This window comes from Pseudomonas kuykendallii, from assembly GCF_900106975.1.
Lineage (GTDB): Bacteria > Pseudomonadota > Gammaproteobacteria > Pseudomonadales > Pseudomonadaceae > Pseudomonas_O > Pseudomonas_O kuykendallii.
This window is the reverse complement of the sequence record NZ_FNNU01000007.1, coordinates 63458-78725: the sequence shown is the minus strand read 5'-3', so window position 1 is coordinate 78725 and position 15268 is coordinate 63458. Positions and strand designations below refer to the sequence as shown.

The 15268-nt window shown below is 61.4% G+C and carries 13 protein-coding genes; 4 read left to right on the top strand and 9 right to left on the bottom strand.

Annotated features, from left to right (window positions below; genetic code table 11):
• Positions 1-7: 7 nt before the first annotated feature.
• The 8 genes from BLV15_RS19770 to rpmH form a co-directional block, all read right to left on the bottom strand.
• Complete coding sequence (locus BLV15_RS19770) at positions 8-811, bottom strand: ParA family protein (RefSeq protein ID WP_090231438.1); 804 nt, start codon at positions 809-811, stop codon at positions 8-10.
• A gap of 18 nt (positions 812-829) precedes the next feature.
• Positions 830-1477 (bottom strand): 16S rRNA (guanine(527)-N(7))-methyltransferase RsmG, encoded by a 648-nt coding sequence (gene rsmG, locus BLV15_RS19765; RefSeq protein ID WP_090231437.1) that lies wholly within the window; start codon positions 1475-1477, stop codon positions 830-832.
• Positions 1474-3366 (bottom strand): tRNA uridine-5-carboxymethylaminomethyl(34) synthesis enzyme MnmG, encoded by a 1893-nt coding sequence (mnmG, locus tag BLV15_RS19760; RefSeq protein WP_090231436.1) that lies wholly within the window; start codon positions 3364-3366, stop codon positions 1474-1476. The genes rsmG and mnmG overlap by 4 nt, the downstream gene beginning before the upstream one ends.
• Positions 3367-3828: 462 nt before the next feature.
• A complete protein-coding gene (mnmE, locus tag BLV15_RS19755; protein WP_090231435.1) occupies positions 3829-5196 on the bottom strand; it encodes a tRNA uridine-5-carboxymethylaminomethyl(34) synthesis GTPase MnmE in 1368 nt (455 codons plus the stop codon).
• 69 nt (positions 5197-5265) lie between these two features.
• Positions 5266-7005, bottom strand: coding sequence for a membrane protein insertase YidC (gene yidC, locus BLV15_RS19750; RefSeq protein WP_090231434.1), 1740 nt, complete (start codon positions 7003-7005; stop codon positions 5266-5268).
• 2 nt (positions 7006-7007) lie between these two features.
• On the bottom strand, positions 7008-7253 hold the full coding sequence (yidD, locus tag BLV15_RS19745) for a membrane protein insertion efficiency factor YidD (protein ID WP_090231433.1): 246 nt from the start codon (positions 7251-7253) through the stop codon (positions 7008-7010).
• The gene (gene rnpA / locus BLV15_RS19740; RefSeq protein ID WP_407072462.1) at positions 7246-7650 is read right to left on the bottom strand and encodes a ribonuclease P protein component; all 405 of its coding nucleotides are present in this window, start codon (positions 7648-7650) and stop codon (positions 7246-7248) included. The genes yidD and rnpA overlap by 8 nt, the downstream gene beginning before the upstream one ends.
• A gap of 13 nt (positions 7651-7663) precedes the next feature.
• Complete coding sequence (rpmH, locus tag BLV15_RS19735) at positions 7664-7798, bottom strand: 50S ribosomal protein L34 (protein ID WP_090231431.1); 135 nt, start codon at positions 7796-7798, stop codon at positions 7664-7666.
• A 517-nt stretch (positions 7799-8315) separates the two neighbouring features.
• Between rpmH and dnaA the strand changes: the two genes are divergently transcribed.
• From dnaA to gyrB, 4 genes are read left to right on the top strand one after another with little or no spacing between them, the layout of a single operon-like run.
• On the top strand, positions 8316-9776 hold the full coding sequence (dnaA, locus tag BLV15_RS19730; RefSeq protein WP_090231430.1) for a chromosomal replication initiator protein DnaA: 1461 nt from the start codon (positions 8316-8318) through the stop codon (positions 9774-9776).
• Positions 9777-9810: 34 nt separating this feature from the next.
• The gene (gene dnaN / locus BLV15_RS19725) at positions 9811-10914 is read left to right on the top strand and encodes a DNA polymerase III subunit beta (RefSeq protein WP_090231429.1); all 1104 of its coding nucleotides are present in this window, start codon (positions 9811-9813) and stop codon (positions 10912-10914) included.
• A 6-nt stretch (positions 10915-10920) separates the two neighbouring features.
• Positions 10921-12009, top strand: a complete 1089-nt coding sequence (gene recF, locus BLV15_RS19720) for a DNA replication/repair protein RecF (RefSeq protein ID WP_090231428.1) — start codon at positions 10921-10923, stop codon at positions 12007-12009.
• A gap of 3 nt (positions 12010-12012) precedes the next feature.
• The gene (gyrB, locus tag BLV15_RS19715; protein WP_090231427.1) at positions 12013-14430 is read left to right on the top strand and encodes a DNA topoisomerase (ATP-hydrolyzing) subunit B; all 2418 of its coding nucleotides are present in this window, start codon (positions 12013-12015) and stop codon (positions 14428-14430) included.
• A 67-nt stretch (positions 14431-14497) separates the two neighbouring features.
• Here gyrB and BLV15_RS19710 read toward each other — a convergent pair whose 3' ends face one another.
• Entirely contained in the window at positions 14498-15268 is a 771-nt protein-coding gene (locus BLV15_RS19710; RefSeq protein ID WP_090231426.1) for a lysophospholipid acyltransferase family protein, read from the bottom strand.

The window sequence follows — 15268 nt, the reverse complement described above, 5'->3', positions numbered from 1 at the left end:
CAGTTCCTTATCCTTGTGTGGCGGGCGCCACTGCGGTGCGTCCGGCGCTGCGCTGACGGCGTGCCAGTTCGCCGGCGAGTGCCAGGTAGGCGAGGGCGCCACGCGATTGCTTGTCGTAGACCAGCGCCGGCATGCCGAAGCTGGGCGCCTCGGCGAGACGGACGTTGCGCGGGATCACTGTGTCGTAAAGCGTGTCGCCGAAATGCTCCTTGAGCTGGGCCGACACATCGTTGGTCAGACTGATGCGCGGGTCGTACATGGTGCGCAGCAAGCCTTCGATCTTCAGCGACGGGTTGAGCATCTTGCCGATGCGCTGGATCGAGTTGATCAGGTCGGTCAGCCCTTCCAGCGCGTAATACTCGCACTGCATGGGGATGATCACGCCATCGGCGGCGACCAGCGCGTTGACGGTGAGCATCGACAGCGACGGGGGGCAGTCGATGAGGATGTAGTCGTAGTTCTCGCGGACCGGGGCCAACGCCTCGCGCAGGCGATTCTCCTTGGCCGGCATGTCCAGCAGGGCCACTTCGGCGGCCGTCAGGTCGCGGTTGGCCGGCAGCAGCTGGTAACCGCCGTGCTCGGAGAACTGCATGGCTTCGACCAGGCTGCATTCGCCTATCAGCACGTCGTAGATCGAGTGTTCGAGGCCGAGCTTGTCCACGCCGCTGCCGGTGGTGGCATTGCCCTGCGGATCGAGGTCGATGAGCAGCACCCGGCGCTTGGTGGCCACCAGCGAGGCCGCCAGGTTGATGCAGGTCGTGGTCTTGGCGACACCGCCTTTCTGGTTGGCGATGGCGAGAACTTTAGCCATTGTCGGTGTCGGTCCGGGTCATGAGGAGCGGCGCAGTATCAGCAGATGGCGCTGGCCTTGGCAACCGGGAACCTTGAGCACGTGGGTCGCGGCGAGGCGGAAGTCGTCCGGCAGCGCCTGCAGCTCGTCATCGGGATGCACGCCTTTCATCGCCAGCCATCTGGTCGATGCATCGCCCAGATGGCGCGTCCAGTTGGCAAAATCGTCCAGGGCACTGAAGGCGCGCGAGCAGATGCCGTCGAACGGCCGCTCGGGCGTGAACGCCTCGACGCGACCATGCACCACATCCAGGTTGCTCAGGCCGAGCTCGAGTTTCACCTGGGTGAGGAAGCGGGTCTTCTTGCCGTTGGAGTCGAGCAGAGTGAAATGGCGGTCGGGAAACAGGATCGCCAGGGGAATGCCGGGCATGCCGCCGCCGCTGCCGACGTCCAGCCAGCACTCGCCACCGTCGGCCACGAAGGGCACCACGCTGAGGCTGTCGAGCAGATGGCGCGAAACCATCTCCTCAGGGTCGCGCACCGCGGTCAGGTTGTAGGCCTTGTTCCATTTGATGAGCAGCGCCAGGTAACCGAGCAGCCGGCGTTGCTGCGATGCGTCGAGCGCCACACCAAGTTGTTCGGCTCCCCGGGAAAGCTCCAGCGCGTGGCTATCAGTGACCGCCATCAGGCGCTCTGTTCCAGCTGGCGACCCGCGCCGCGCTTCTTCAGGTGGATCATCAGCAGCGACACGGCCGCCGGCGTCACGCCGGGGATGCGCGAGGCCTGGCCGAGGGTTTCCGGGCGGGCCTGGCCGAGCTTGTGCTGGATTTCCTTGGACAGCCCGGGAATCCCGGCGTAGTCGAGGTCGTCGGGCAGGCGGATGTTCTCGCTGGCACGCAGGCGGGCAATTTCCTCCTGCTGGCGATCGATATAGCCGGCGTACTTGGTGCGGATCTCGATCTGCTCGGCGACCTGCGGATCGCCCACGCCTTCGCCGGTGATCTCGATCAGCCCGGCGTAGTCGATTTCCGGACGACTGAGCAGGTTGAGCAGGTTGTATTCGTGGGCGAGCGGCGTCCCGAAGCGCGCGGCGACGGCGTCACCCTGGGGCGTATTCGGACGGACCCAGGCGCTTTTCAGGCGCTGTTCTTCCTGCTCGATCGCCTCGCGCTTGGTGCAGAACGCGGCCCAGCGCGCGTCGTCGATCAATCCCAGTTCACGGCCCTTCTCGGTGAGTCGCAGGTCGGCATTGTCCTCGCGCAGGATCAGCCGGTACTCGGCGCGCGACGTGAACATGCGGTACGGCTCCTGGGTGCCGAGGGTGATCAGGTCGTCGACCAGCACGCCGATGTAGGCCTCGTCGCGACGCGGGCACCAGGCGTCCTTGCCCTGCGCACGCAGCGCGGCGTTGGCACCGGCGAGCAGGCCCTGGGCACCGGCTTCTTCGTAGCCCGTGGTGCCATTGATCTGGCCGGCGAAGAACAGCCCGCCGATGACCTTGGTCTCCAGGCTGTACCTGAGATCACGCGGATCGAAATAGTCATACTCGATGGCGTAGCCCGGACGCACGATGTGCGCGTTTTCCATCCCGCGGATGCTCTGCACGATCTGCAACTGCACGTCGAAGGGCAGCGAGGTGGAGATGCCGTTCGGGTACAGCTCGTGGGTGGTCAGGCCTTCCGGCTCGAGGAACACCTGGTGGCTGTCCTTGTCGGCGAAGCGATGGATCTTGTCCTCGATCGACGGGCAGTAGCGCGGACCGATCCCTTCGATAACGCCCGAGTACATCGGCGAGCGATCCAGGTTGGCGGCGATGATCTCGTGGGTGCGCGCATTGGTATGAGTGATCCAGCAGCTGACCTGCGCCGGATGCTGTTCCTTCGAACCGAGGAACGACATCACCGGAACCGGCGTATCGCCAGGCTGCTCGGTCATCACCGAGAAATCCACCGAGCGACCGTCGATGCGCGGCGGCGTGCCCGTCTTCAGCCGACCGACGCGCAGCGGCAGTTCCCGCAGGCGCTTGGCCAGGGACATCGACGGCGGGTCGCCGGCGCGGCCGCCGGAGTAGTTCTGCAGGCCGATGTGGATAAGTCCGCCCAGGAAGGTGCCGGTGGTCAGCACCACGGACTCGGCGAAGAAACGCAAGCCCATCTGGGTGACCACGCCCTTGACCTGCTCGTTCTCGACGATCAGGTCGTCGCAGGCCTGCTGGAATATCCACAGGTTAGGCTGGTTTTCCAGAACCTCACGCACCGCGGCCTTGTACAGGATGCGGTCGGCCTGGGCGCGCGTGGCGCGCACCGCGGGGCCCTTACGGCTATTGAGCACACGGAACTGGATGCCACCCTTGTCCGTTGCCTGCGCCATCACGCCGCCGAGGGCGTCGATTTCCTTCACCAGATGGCTCTTGCCGATCCCGCCGATGGCCGGGTTGCAGCTCATCTGGCCGAGGGTTTCGACGTTATGGGTCAGCAGCAGGGTTTTCACCCCCATGCGGGCGGCAGCCAGCGCTGCTTCGGTACCGGCATGGCCGCCACCGATGACGATCACGTCGAAACGGGAAGGGTAATCCACCACGCACCTCGTGCCTGTTGAGATTGGGAAATCAGGGAGCCGGCAAGTATAGGGAGTTAGGTTGGCTGAATGAAGCCTTTTGCACAAAATTTAGCCAATCGGTTCACCCGGAGAAGCGAGTGGCTCGTGAGTCCGGCTAACAAGAATAAATAGAGATGAATTTATAAAGCTTGTTTTCTATGTTTATTCTTACTGGCGCCATTTTCTGTGGATAAAGTGCTAAAAGCCACGCCAATCCTGATGTACAGCGTTCGTGAAACTTGTGCCCTGGCTGCGTGAAAGCAGGGGTTAGGTTGATCGTAACCTGTGTATTAAACCTCTACTTATGCACAGGTGAGTTTATCCTCCGCTTTGGAGGCGCGTTACCTACAGGGCACATTCAGGGTTATCCACAACGCTCATGGCCGAAAAATGGGCGGCCGAATACCGTCCCGACACGGCGAGACCGCAACCTTCCGGGGGTTACTTGCCGATGCAGAAGCTGGAAAAGATCCGACCGAGGAGGTCGTCGGAGCTGAACGCACCGGTGATTTCGCCGAGTGCCTGCTGCGCCAGGCGCAGGTCTTCCGCCAGGAGCTCGCCGGCGCCTGCCAGGGTCAGCTGGGCGCGTCCATGTTCAAGGTGGCTGGACGCCTGGCGCAGTGCCTCGAGGTGACGCCGACGGGCGCTGAAGCTGCCCTCGGACAGTTGCTGGTAGCCCATGCAGGCCTTCAGGTGTTCGCGCAACAGCTCGAGGCCGTCGCTGGAGCGCGCGGACAAGGCGATGCTGACGTGGCCATCCCCGGCGACCGACAGTGCGCTGGGCTCGCCGGAAAGATCGGCCTTGTTGCGGATCAGCGTCACCTTGTCCGCCGCCGGGCGCACGTCGAAGAACTCCGGCCAGAGTGCGAACGGATCGCGCGCTTCCGGCGTGCTCGCATCCACCACCAGCAGCACACGATCGGCCTCGCTGATCGCCTTCACGGCGCGTTCGACGCCGATCTTCTCGACCTGGTCGTCGGTAGCGCGCAGGCCGGCGGTGTCGATCACGTGCAGCGGCATGCCATCGATGTGGATATGTTCACGCAGCACGTCGCGCGTGGTGCCGGCGATGTCACTGACGATCGCCGTCTCGCGGCCGGCGAGGGCGTTGAGCAGGCTCGACTTTCCGGCGTTGGGCCGGCCGGCGATGACCACGTTCATGCCGTCGCGCAGCAAAGCGCCCTGACTGGCTTCCCGGACGACCTGCTGCAGGTGTTCGCGCACGGCATCGAGTTGCCGCAGTACGTGGCCATCGGCGAGGAAGTCGATTTCTTCCTCCGGGAAGTCGATCGCCGCTTCGACATAGATGCGCAGCTGGATCAGGCTCTCGGTCAGGCCGTGCACGCGTTTCGAGAACTCACCCTGCAGCGAACGCAACGCGTTGCGTGCCGCCTGTTCGGAACTGGCCTCGATCAGGTCGGCAATCGCCTCGGCCTGCGCCAGATCGAGTTTGTCATTGAGGAAGGCGCGCTCGCTGAACTCGCCCGGGCGCGCCTGGCGGGCGCCCAGTTCGAGGCAGCGTCTGAGCAGCAGGTCGAGAATCACTGGGCCTCCATGGCCCTGGAGTTCGAGCACGTCTTCGCCGGTAAAGGAGTTCGGCCCCGGAAAGAACAGCAGCAGGCCTTCGTCGATGACCTGGCCGGCTTCGGCGAGGAACGGACCGTAATGCGCATGTCGTGGCCGCGGTTCTCGGCCGAACAGCGCGACCGCCATGCGCCGCGCCTGCGTACCCGAAACCCGCACGATACCCACCCCGCCGCGTCCGGGTGCCGTGGCGACGGCGGCGATGGTTTCACGGGGTGTGGACATTCGGGCTCTCCAGATAGCAAGACGCCCCATAAATGGGGCGTCTCGTTCAACAGGTGCGCGCGACGTGAATCAGGCTTCGGCCTTCTTCGTGCGTGCTTCGATCTGGCGGGTAATGTACCACTGCTGTGCGATGGACAGGCAGTTGTTGACCACCCAGTACAGCACCAGACCGGCCGGGAACCAGAGGAAGAAGAAGGTGAAGATGATCGGCATCAGCTTCATTACCTTGGCCTGCATCGGGTCCGGCGGCGTCGGGTTCAGCTGCTGCTGAATGAACATGGTCGCGCCCATGATGATCGGCAGGATGAAGAACGGATCCTTGATCGACAGGTCGGTGATCCAGAACATCCACGGCGCCTGGCGCATCTCGACGCTTTCTAGCAGCGTCCAGTAGAGCGCCAGGAACACCGGCATCTGCACCACGATCGGCAGGCAGCCGCCGAGCGGGTTGATCTTCTCTTTCTTGTAGAGCTCCATCATCGCCTGGGACATCTTCTGGCGATCGTCACCGAACTGCTCTTTCAGTGCGGCCATCTTTGGCGAGACGGCGCGCATGCGCGCCATGGAGCGGTAGCTGGCGGCAGACAGCGGGAAGAACGCCATCTTGATGATGATGGTCAGGACGATGATCGACCAGCCCCAGTTTCCGAGTAGGCTGTGGATATGTTGCAACAGCCAGAAGATCGGTTGTGCGAGGAACCACAGAACGCCGTAGTCGACCGTCAGCTCGAGGCCGTGGGACAGCTCGCCGAGGTATTTCTGGATCTTCGGACCGGCATAGAGAATCGCACTGGTCTCCGCCTTGGCGCCGGGGGCGACGGTTACGGTAGGACCGGTGAAGCCGATGATGTAGTTGCCCTGGGCGTCCTTGCGGGTCTGCACCACGTTGGTGGTGTCTTTCGCCGGCACCCAGGCGGTGACGAAGTAATGCTGCAGCCAGGCGACCCAGCCGCCCTGCACGGTTTCCTTCAGCGGGGCCTTGTCGATGTCCTTCATCTTCACCTTGGTGTAAGGCGAATCAGGTTTCCACATCGCCGCGCCAAGGTAAGTGGCCGTGCCGGTGGCCGTGGTCGAGGACGGGTCGCCGCTGGCGTCACGCTTGAGCTGGGCGAACAGGTTGCCGTTCCAGGTAGCGCCGCTCTGGTTGTCGATCAGATAGCGCACTTCGACCTGGTAGGCGGACGGGTCCACGCAGCCCGGCTTCTTCAGCTGCTGCTCTTTGGGTGAGCAGGAGGCATCGAGCCCGCGCTTGAAGGTGAAGCGCTTGATGTAGTTGACCCCGGCATCGCTGTAGGTCAGGTCGACCACTAGCTGATTCTGACCTTCGGCCAGTTCGTAGCTGCGCTGCGCGCTGTTGAACAGCGGCCGGCCGGAGCTGCGGGCATCCGGGCCGTTGGCGCCGGTCAGGCCGCTCTGCGCCAGGTAGGTCAGTTCGCCGCCGTTGTCGAACAGCTGGAACGGCACATCGGGACGGTCCTGACGACGCGGATACTGCGGCAGGCTGAGCTGGACGATATCGCCCCCACGCGGATCGATCGCCAGGTCGAGAACGTCGGTCTTCACCCGAATGAGTGCGTTGCTGACTGCGCTCGGTGCAATTTGCGCTTCGCCTTCGGCCGTCGCGCTGGGCACGTCGTCGCTGGTGGCGGTGGCACTGGGAGCGTCGGGCAGCGCCTGGTTGGAGCTCTGCGCAACAGGGTTCTGCGTCGGCGGCAACGCGGCCTGCCCATAATCCTGGTTCCATTGCAGGACCATCAGGTAGGACACGATCGCAAGGGCGACGATCAGGATCGAGCGTTTGATATCCATGATTACTCGGCCATCGAAGGGGATCGGGAGGGTTTCGCTGCGGGAACCGGATCGTAACCGCCGGGATTCCAGGGATGACAACGGCCAAGCCGGCGCATGGCCAGCCAGCCGCCACGCATCACGCCGTGCTGCTCGATGGCGTCATGGGCGTAGCAGGAACAACTGGGGTAGAAACGACAGTGGCTGGCCATCATCGGGCTGATGGCATAGCGGTAGAACTGGATCGATGCGAGGGCCAGTTTACGCATGACGACTGTCGGCGACCTCAGGTTCGGCTTGGGTGTGCAGGCGAGGTCGATTGCGCGCGAGGCGTTTCCAGAGCTTGCCGAACTGTAGAGCCAGTTCGCTGTTGTCCAGGTCGCCAAGGCCCTTGCGCGCGACGATCACGATGTCCCAGCCGACCAGGCTGTCCTGGTTCAGGCGGAACGATTCGCGGATCTGACGTTTCAGGCGATTGCGTTCAACGGAGAGCTTGACGCTCTTCTTGCCGATCACCAAACCCAAGCGGGGATGATCAAGATCGTTGTCGCGCGCGAGTAGCAGGACATTCCTGCCGGGGACCTTGCCGGTGGGGGAGTCGAATACGGTCTTGAATTGTCGGGGTGTAAGCAGGCGCTTTTCCCGACTGAAGTCTCGACTCACCACCCGTGCCGGATTATTAGACGGTCAGACGCTTACGGCCCTTGGCGCGGCGACGCGACAGGACTTGACGACCGTTCTTGGTGGCCATGCGGGCACGGAAACCGTGGACACGAGCGCGCTTGATGGTGCTGGGCTGGAAGGTGCGTTTCATGATGCTTCTACCTGGTGCTCACTACGGGCCGGGAGTGGCCCCCGTTTAAGAGACCGGCAATTCTAGTGAAACCGAACGGACAGGTCAATTTCCAACCAACGCTTTTCGTTCCAGAGAAATATAAAGAGAAGAATAGATAAGCTCTTTGGTGAATATGACTACTAATGGTGAGCCTGTTTTCTGTGGAAAAGCCCTGAAGGCCGGACCAGCTGCTGCCTGCAGCCGATTACAACATTGTGATGAAAACGTGCTGTGGATGTGTCTGGGATGTGTAGAGGCTCTGGACAACTGGACGAGTTTTCCACAGGTAAGGTTAACGACAGGTTTTCCCACGGGTTCTTACGGATGTTATTGGCACTTTATCCACAACGAAACGTGTGGATTTTGTCTGTTCATAATCTGCGTGCACGACCTCTCGAACTATTTCCCCATGTCGGGCAATGTGGATAACCGCCCACCAGCCCCGTACAATGCCGGCTGATTTTTCGTCGCTTTTTCACACTCTGTGGGGTCGTCTGTGTCCGTTGAACTTTGGCAGCAATGCGTGGAAATACTTCGCGATGAGCTGCCGGCCCAGCAATTCAACACCTGGATACGGCCGCTGCAGGTCGAGGCAGAAGGCGAGGAGTTACGCGTCTATGCGCCGAACCGGTTCGTTCTGGACTGGGTCAACGAGAAGTACCTCGGACGACTGCTCGAACTGCTCGGGGAGCGCGGCGCTGGAATCGCACCGGCACTGTCCCTTCTTATAGGCAGCAAGCGCAGCGCGGCTTCGCGCCCGGCGCCTAACGCGCCCCTTTCGGCGGCCGTCGCGCCGCCGCCCGAGCCCGTTCAGCAGGCCAGCCAGGTAGCGGATGTCGTTTCGGCGCCGATCTACGCCCCTGAGCCTGTGGCGAGCAACTCGGCCCCTGCGGTTCGTACCGAGCGGACGGTGCAGGTAGAGGGCGCGCTCAAGCACACCAGTTACCTGAACCGGACCTTCACTTTCGAGAATTTCGTGGAAGGCAAGTCCAACCAGCTGGCACGAGCAGCGGCGTGGCAGGTAGCCGACAACCCCAAGCACGGTTACAACCCGTTGTTCCTTTATGGTGGCGTCGGTCTGGGCAAGACTCACCTGATGCATGCGGTCGGCAACCATCTGCTGAAGAAGAACCCGAACGCGAAGGTGGTCTACCTGCACTCGGAGCGTTTCGTCGCGGACATGGTGAAGGCACTGCAGCTGAACGCGATCAACGAGTTCAAGCGGTTCTACCGCTCCGTCGATGCGCTGCTCATCGATGACATCCAGTTCTTCGCCAAGAAAGAACGCTCACAGGAGGAATTCTTCCATACTTTCAATGCCTTACTTGAAGGTGGCCAGCAGGTTATCCTCACCAGTGACCGCTATCCGAAGGAGATAGACGGGCTGGAAGAGCGCTTGAAATCGCGTTTCGGCTGGGGGCTGACGGTAGCCGTGGAGCCGCCGGAGCTGGAGACGCGCGTGGCGATCCTGATGAAGAAGGCCGACCAGGCGAAGGTCGATCTGCCGCACGATGCGGCATTCTTCATCGCGCAACGGATTCGCTCGAATGTTCGTGAACTCGAAGGCGCGCTGAAGCGTGTCATCGCCCACGCCCACTTCATGGGCCGTGATATCACCATCGAGCTGATCCGCGAGTCGCTGAAGGATCTGCTGGCCTTGCAGGACAAGCTGGTCAGCATCGACAACATCCAGCGCACCGCCGCCGATTACTACCAGATCAAGATCGCCGACATGCTGTCGAAACGGCGTTCCCGATCGGTCGCCAGGCCCCGGCAGGTGGCGATGGCGCTGTCCAAGGAACTGACCAACCACAGCCTGCCGGAAATCGGCGATGCATTCGGCGGTCGCGATCACACCACAGTGCTGCATGCCTGTCGTAAGATTGCTGAACTGAGGGAATCCGACGCGGACATCCGCGAGGACTACAAGAATCTGCTGCGCACATTGACTACCTGATCCACACGCAGCCTACGAGGCAAGGGAACGGACCATGCACTTCACTATTCAGCGCGAAGCCCTGTTGAAACCCCTGCAACTGGTTGCTGGCGTCGTGGAACGTCGGCAGACCCTGCCGGTTCTTTCCAACGTCCTGCTGGTCGTGGAGGGACAGAATCTCTCCCTTACCGGCACGGACTTGGAAGTCGAACTGGTCGGTCGCGTCGCCCTGGAAGACATCGCCGAGCCCGGCGAAATCACCGTTCCCGCACGCAAGCTGATGGATATCTGCAAGAGCCTTCCCAGCGATGCGCTGATCGACGTGCGGCTGGATGAACAGAAGCTGGTCGTCAAGGCGGGCCGCAGCCGCTTCACCTTGTCCACCCTGCCGGCCAATGACTTCCCGACGGTCGAGGAAGGTCCGGGCTCGCTGAACTTCACCTTGCCACAGGCGAAGCTGCGTCGACTCATCGAGCGGACCAGCTTTGCCATGGCGCAGCAGGATGTTCGGTACTACCTGAACGGGATGCTGCTGGAAGTCAGCGCCAACGTGCTTCGTGCGGTCGCCACTGACGGCCACCGGCTGGCCATGTGCTCGATGACCGCCGGCATCGAACAGGCGGACCGTCACCAGGTGATCGTTCCCCGCAAAGGTATCCTGGAGTTGGCCCGCCTGTTGACCGAGCAGGATGGCGAGGTTGCGATCGTGCTGGGCCAGCACCATATCCGCGCGACCACGGGTGACTTCACCTTCACCTCTAAACTCGTCGACGGCAAATTCCCCGACTACGAGCGCGTGCTGCCTAAAGGTGGCGACAAACTGGTGGTGGGCGACCGGCAGGTCCTGCGCGAAGCGTTCAGCCGCACCGCGATTCTCTCCAACGAAAAGTACCGGGGTATTCGACTCCTGCTGGCGAGTGGCACGCTGAAGATTCAGGCCAACAACCCCGAGCAGGAAGAAGCGGAAGAGGAAGTAGCCGTCGACTACACCGGTGCCGGTCTCGAGATTGGCTTCAACGTTAGCTATCTGCTGGACGTGCTGGGCGTGATGACTACCGATCAGGTTCGTTTGATTCTTTCCGATTCCAACAGCAGCGCCCTGGTGCAGGAAGCTGAGAACGACGAGTCTGCCTATGTCGTCATGCCGATGCGCCTGTAACGCTCAATGTCCTTAAGTCGCGTCACTGTCACCGCGGTGCGCAATTTGCACCCGGTGACACTCTCTCCCTCCCCCCGTATCAACATCCTCCATGGCGCCAATGGCAGCGGCAAGACCAGCTTGCTCGAGGCCATCCATTTGCTGGGCCTGGCCCGATCATTTCGCAGCAATCGATTGCAGCCGGTTATTCAGTACGAACATCCCGCCTGCACGGTATTCGGACAGGTGCTGCTGCCCGATGGAACCAGCAATCTGGGTATCAGTCGCGATCGACAGGGCGAGTTGCAGATACGCATCGATGGGCAGAGCGTCCGAAGTGCTTCACAGCTAGCGGAGACGCTGCCTCTCCAATTGATCAATCCAGACAGCTTCCGCTTGCTCGAAGGTGCTCCAAAAATCCGTCGACAGTTTCTGGATTGGGGAGTGTTCCACGTGGAACCCCGCTTCTTGGGAGCTTGGCAGCGCCTGCAGAAGGCACTGCGGCAACGGAACTCCTGGTTGCGCCATGGTACACTTGACGGTGCTTTACAGGCCTCGTGGGACCGTGAGCTGTATCTGGCTAGCGATGAAATCGATGGTTATCGGCGCGCCTATATCCAGGCGTTGAAGCCCGAGTTCGAGGCGACGCTGCGCGAGCTGGTAGATCTGCAGGGACTGACCCTGAGCTATTTCCGGGGATGGGATAAAGAGCGTTCTCTTGAGGAAGTGCTTTCCACATCGTTGTCCCGCGATCAGCAGATCGGTCATACGCAGTCGGGACCTCAACGTGCTGACTTGCGGCTTCGTTTAGGCGCTCATAGCGCGGCAGATATCCTGTCCCGAGGCCAGCAGAAATTGGTCGTCTGCGCACTGCGGATTGCCCAAGGGCATCTCGTTAATCGAACCAAGCGCGGCCAATGCATCTATCTGGTGGACGATTTGCCGTCCGAGCTGGATGAACATCACCGACGCGCATTGTGTCGGCTGTTGGAAGATTTGCACTGTCAGGTATTCATCACCTGCGTGGATCACGAATTATTGAAAGATGGCTGGCACGCGGATACGCCAGTCGCCATGTTCCACGTGGAACATGGCCAAATCACACCTTCGGAGTGAAGCATGAGCGAGAACAACACGTACGACTCCTCCAGTATCAAGGTCCTCAAAGGACTGGACGCCGTACGCAAGCGCCCGGGCATGTACATCGGCGATACCGATGACGGCACGGGGCTGCACCACATGGTGTTCGAAGTCGTCGACAACTCCATCGACGAAGCACTGGCCGGCCATTGCTCCGAAATTTCCATCACCATCCATCTGGATGAGTCGATCACGGTTCGGGACAACGGTCGCGGCATTCCGGTCGACATGCACAAGGAAGAAGGTGTGTCCGCTGCTGAGGTCATCATGACCGTGCTACACGCCGGCGGTAAGTTCGATGACAACTCCTACAAGGTGTCCGGCGGCCTCCATGGCGTGGGTGTTTCAGTGGTGAACGCGCTGTCCGAAGAGCTGCGTCTGACCATCCGTCGCGCAGGCCAGGTGTGGGAGCAGCTCTACCGCCATGGCGTGCCTCAAGCGCCACTCGCGCCTGTCGGCACCACCGAGGGCACAGGCACCGAGGTGCATTTCAAGGCATCCGCCGAGACCTTCAATAATATCCATTTCGTCTGGGAAATCCTCGCCAAGCGCCTGCGCGAGCTTTCGTTCCTCAACTCGGGCGTAGCCATCGTTCTGCGGGACGAGCGCAGCGGCAAGGAAGAGTTGTTCAAGTACGAAGGCGGGCTGCGTGCCTTCGTCGAATACCTGAATACCAACAAGACCGCGGTCAATCAGGTCTTCCATTTCAACGTACAACGCGACGATGGCGTTGGCGTAGAAGTGGCCTTGCAGTGGAACGACAGCTTCAACGAGAACCTGCTCTGCTTCACCAACAACATTCCGCAACGTGACGGCGGCACTCACCTGGCCGGTTTCCGTTCGGCACTGACGCGCAACCTGAACAGCTATATCGAGCAGGAAGGCCTGGCCAAGAAGCACAAAATCGCCACCACCGGCGACGATGCGCGCGAAGGCCTTACGGCTATCATCTCGGTGAAGGTTCCTGATCCGAAGTTCAGCTCGCAAACCAAGGACAAGCTGGTTTCGTCCGAGGTGAAGACCGCCGTCGAACAGGAAATGGGCAAGTACTTCGCCGACTTCCTCATCGAGAACCCGAACGAAGCCAAAGCGGTCGTCGGCAAGATGATCGATGCTGCACGGGCTCGTGAGGCTGCCCGCAAGGCGCGCGAAATGACACGCCGCAAGGGCGCTCTGGATATCGCCGGACTGCCGGGCAAACTGGCCGACTGCCAGGAAAAAGACCCGGCACTGTCCGAACTGTACATCGTGGAAGGGGACTCCGCGGGCGGCTCTGCGAAGCAGGGGCGTAACCGCAAGACCCAGGCGATCCTGCCGCTCAAGGGCAAGATCCTCAACGTCGAGAAAGCGCGTTTCGACAAGATGCTCTCCTCGCAGGAGGTCGGCACACTGATCACTGCGCTGGGCTGTGGCATCGGCCGCGAGGAATACAACATCGAGAAGCTGCGTTACCACAACATCATCATCATGACCGATGCCGACGTTGACGGTTCGCACATCCGCACGTTGCTGCTGACGTTCTTCTTCCGTCAGTTGCCCGAGTTGATCGAGCGGGGCTACGTCTATATCGCCCAGCCGCCGCTGTACAAGGTCAAGCGCGGCAAGCAGGAGCAGTACATCAAGGACGACGAGGCCATGCAGGAATACATGACCCAGTCCGCCCTCGAAGACGCCAGCCTGCATGTCAACGAACAGGCGCCGGGTCTTTCCGGTTCCGCGTTGGAGAAGCTGGTCAACGATTACCGCACGGTGATGAAGACCCTGAGTCGCCTGTCGCGCCTGTATCCGCAGGAGTTGACCGAGCACTTTGTCTATCTGCCGCGGGTTGAGCCCGAACAGCTCGCTGATCACGCCGCCATGCAGACCTGGCTGGAGCTGTTCCAGGCGCGCCTGAAGCTGATCGAGAAGTCGGGCCTCAGCTATACGCTCAGCTTGCGCGAAGACCGCGAACGCCAACTTTGGTTGCCTGAGGTCGAAGTGGTCGCTCATGGTCTGAGCAACTACATCACCTTCAATCGCGATTTCTTCGCCAGCAACGACTATCGCACCGTTACCCAGCTCGGCGATCAGTTGAACAGCCTGCTCGAAGAAGATGCCTACGTGCAGCGCGGCGAGCGCAAGAAGCCGGTGTCGACCTTCAAGGAAGCGCTTGGATGGCTGATGACCGAGAGCACCAAGCGTCACAGCATCCAGCGCTACAAAGGCCTCGGCGAAATGAACCCGGACCAGCTGTGGGAAACCACGATGGACCCGAACGTGCGGCGCATGCTGCAGGTCACCATCGAAGACGCCATCGCCGCCGACCAGATCTTCAACACCCTGATGGGCGATGCCGTGGAGCCGCGCCGCGACTTCATCGAAACCAACGCCCTGGCGGTCTCGAACCTGGACGTCTGATCGTTCTGCCCGCATAAAAAAACCGGTCATTCGACCGGTTTTTTTATGGGCGCCGATTGGCGATCGATCAGAGTGCCGCGATATCCAGGGGCACCGCGCCGTCTTCCAGAGCGCCGATTTCACGTTGGGTGCGCTCGACCCAGGCGAAGGCGCGGTCGTTGAGTTCGGCTATCGCGCGCGGACCGGTGGTTTCGGCGTACATCGGCGCACCGATCACCACCTGGATGGTGCCTGGATATTTGGCCCAGCCATTCTTCGGCCAGAAGGCGCCGGCGTTGTGCGCAATGGGCAGCACCGGCAGGTTGGCGTTCACCGCCAGCGCAGTGCCGCCACGGGAGAACTTGCCGATCTGGCCGAACGGCACGCGCGTGCCCTCGGGAAACACCAGAATCCAGGCACCCTGCTTGATACGTTCGGCGCCGACGCTGGCCATCTGCTTGAGGGCGGCCTTCGGATTGCTGCGGTCGATTGCGATGGGTTTGAGCATGGCCATCGCCCAGCCGAAGAACGGCACATACAGCAGTTCGCGCTTGAGTACCTGCGACAGCGGCTCGAAGAAACCGGAAAGGAAGAAGGTTTCCCAGGTGCTCTGGTGCTTGGCCAGGATCACGCAAGGGCGCTCCGGGATATTTTCCAACCCTTTGATTTCATAGCGGATGCCGACGATGGTCTTGGTCAGCCAGACGGCGCTGCGGCACCAGTTGCGCACTACGAAACGGTAACGCGCGCGAAACGGCAGGAAGGGCGCTACGAAGAAGCTGACGGTGCACCAGATACAGGCGCTGCTGGCGAGGAGAACGTAGAACAGAAGGGTTCTGAGGGTTTGCAATGGCGACAT

What these genes read in the sequence shown, in the direction of transcription:
- BLV15_RS19770 (WP_090231438.1), bottom strand. Translation starts at nt 811, where the DNA reads ATGGCTAAAGTTCTCGCCATCGCCAACCAGAAAGGCGGTGTCGCCAAG.
- mnmE (WP_090231435.1), bottom strand. Translation starts at nt 5,196, where the DNA reads ATGTCCACACCCCGTGAAACCATCGCCGCCGTCGCCACGGCACCCGGA.
- yidC (WP_090231434.1), bottom strand. Translation starts at nt 7,005, where the DNA reads ATGGATATCAAACGCTCGATCCTGATCGTCGCCCTTGCGATCGTGTCC.
- yidD (WP_090231433.1), bottom strand. Translation starts at nt 7,253, where the DNA reads ATGCGTAAACTGGCCCTCGCATCGATCCAGTTCTACCGCTATGCCATC.
- rpmH (WP_090231431.1), bottom strand. Translation starts at nt 7,798, where the DNA reads ATGAAACGCACCTTCCAGCCCAGCACCATCAAGCGCGCTCGTGTCCAC.
- dnaN (WP_090231429.1), top strand. Translation starts at nt 9,811, where the DNA reads ATGCACTTCACTATTCAGCGCGAAGCCCTGTTGAAACCCCTGCAACTG.
- recF (WP_090231428.1), top strand. Translation starts at nt 10,921, where the DNA reads ATGTCCTTAAGTCGCGTCACTGTCACCGCGGTGCGCAATTTGCACCCG.
- gyrB (WP_090231427.1), top strand. Translation starts at nt 12,013, where the DNA reads ATGAGCGAGAACAACACGTACGACTCCTCCAGTATCAAGGTCCTCAAA.
- BLV15_RS19710 (WP_090231426.1), bottom strand. Translation starts at nt 15,268, where the DNA reads ATGTCGCCATTGCAAACCCTCAGAACCCTTCTGTTCTACGTTCTCCTC.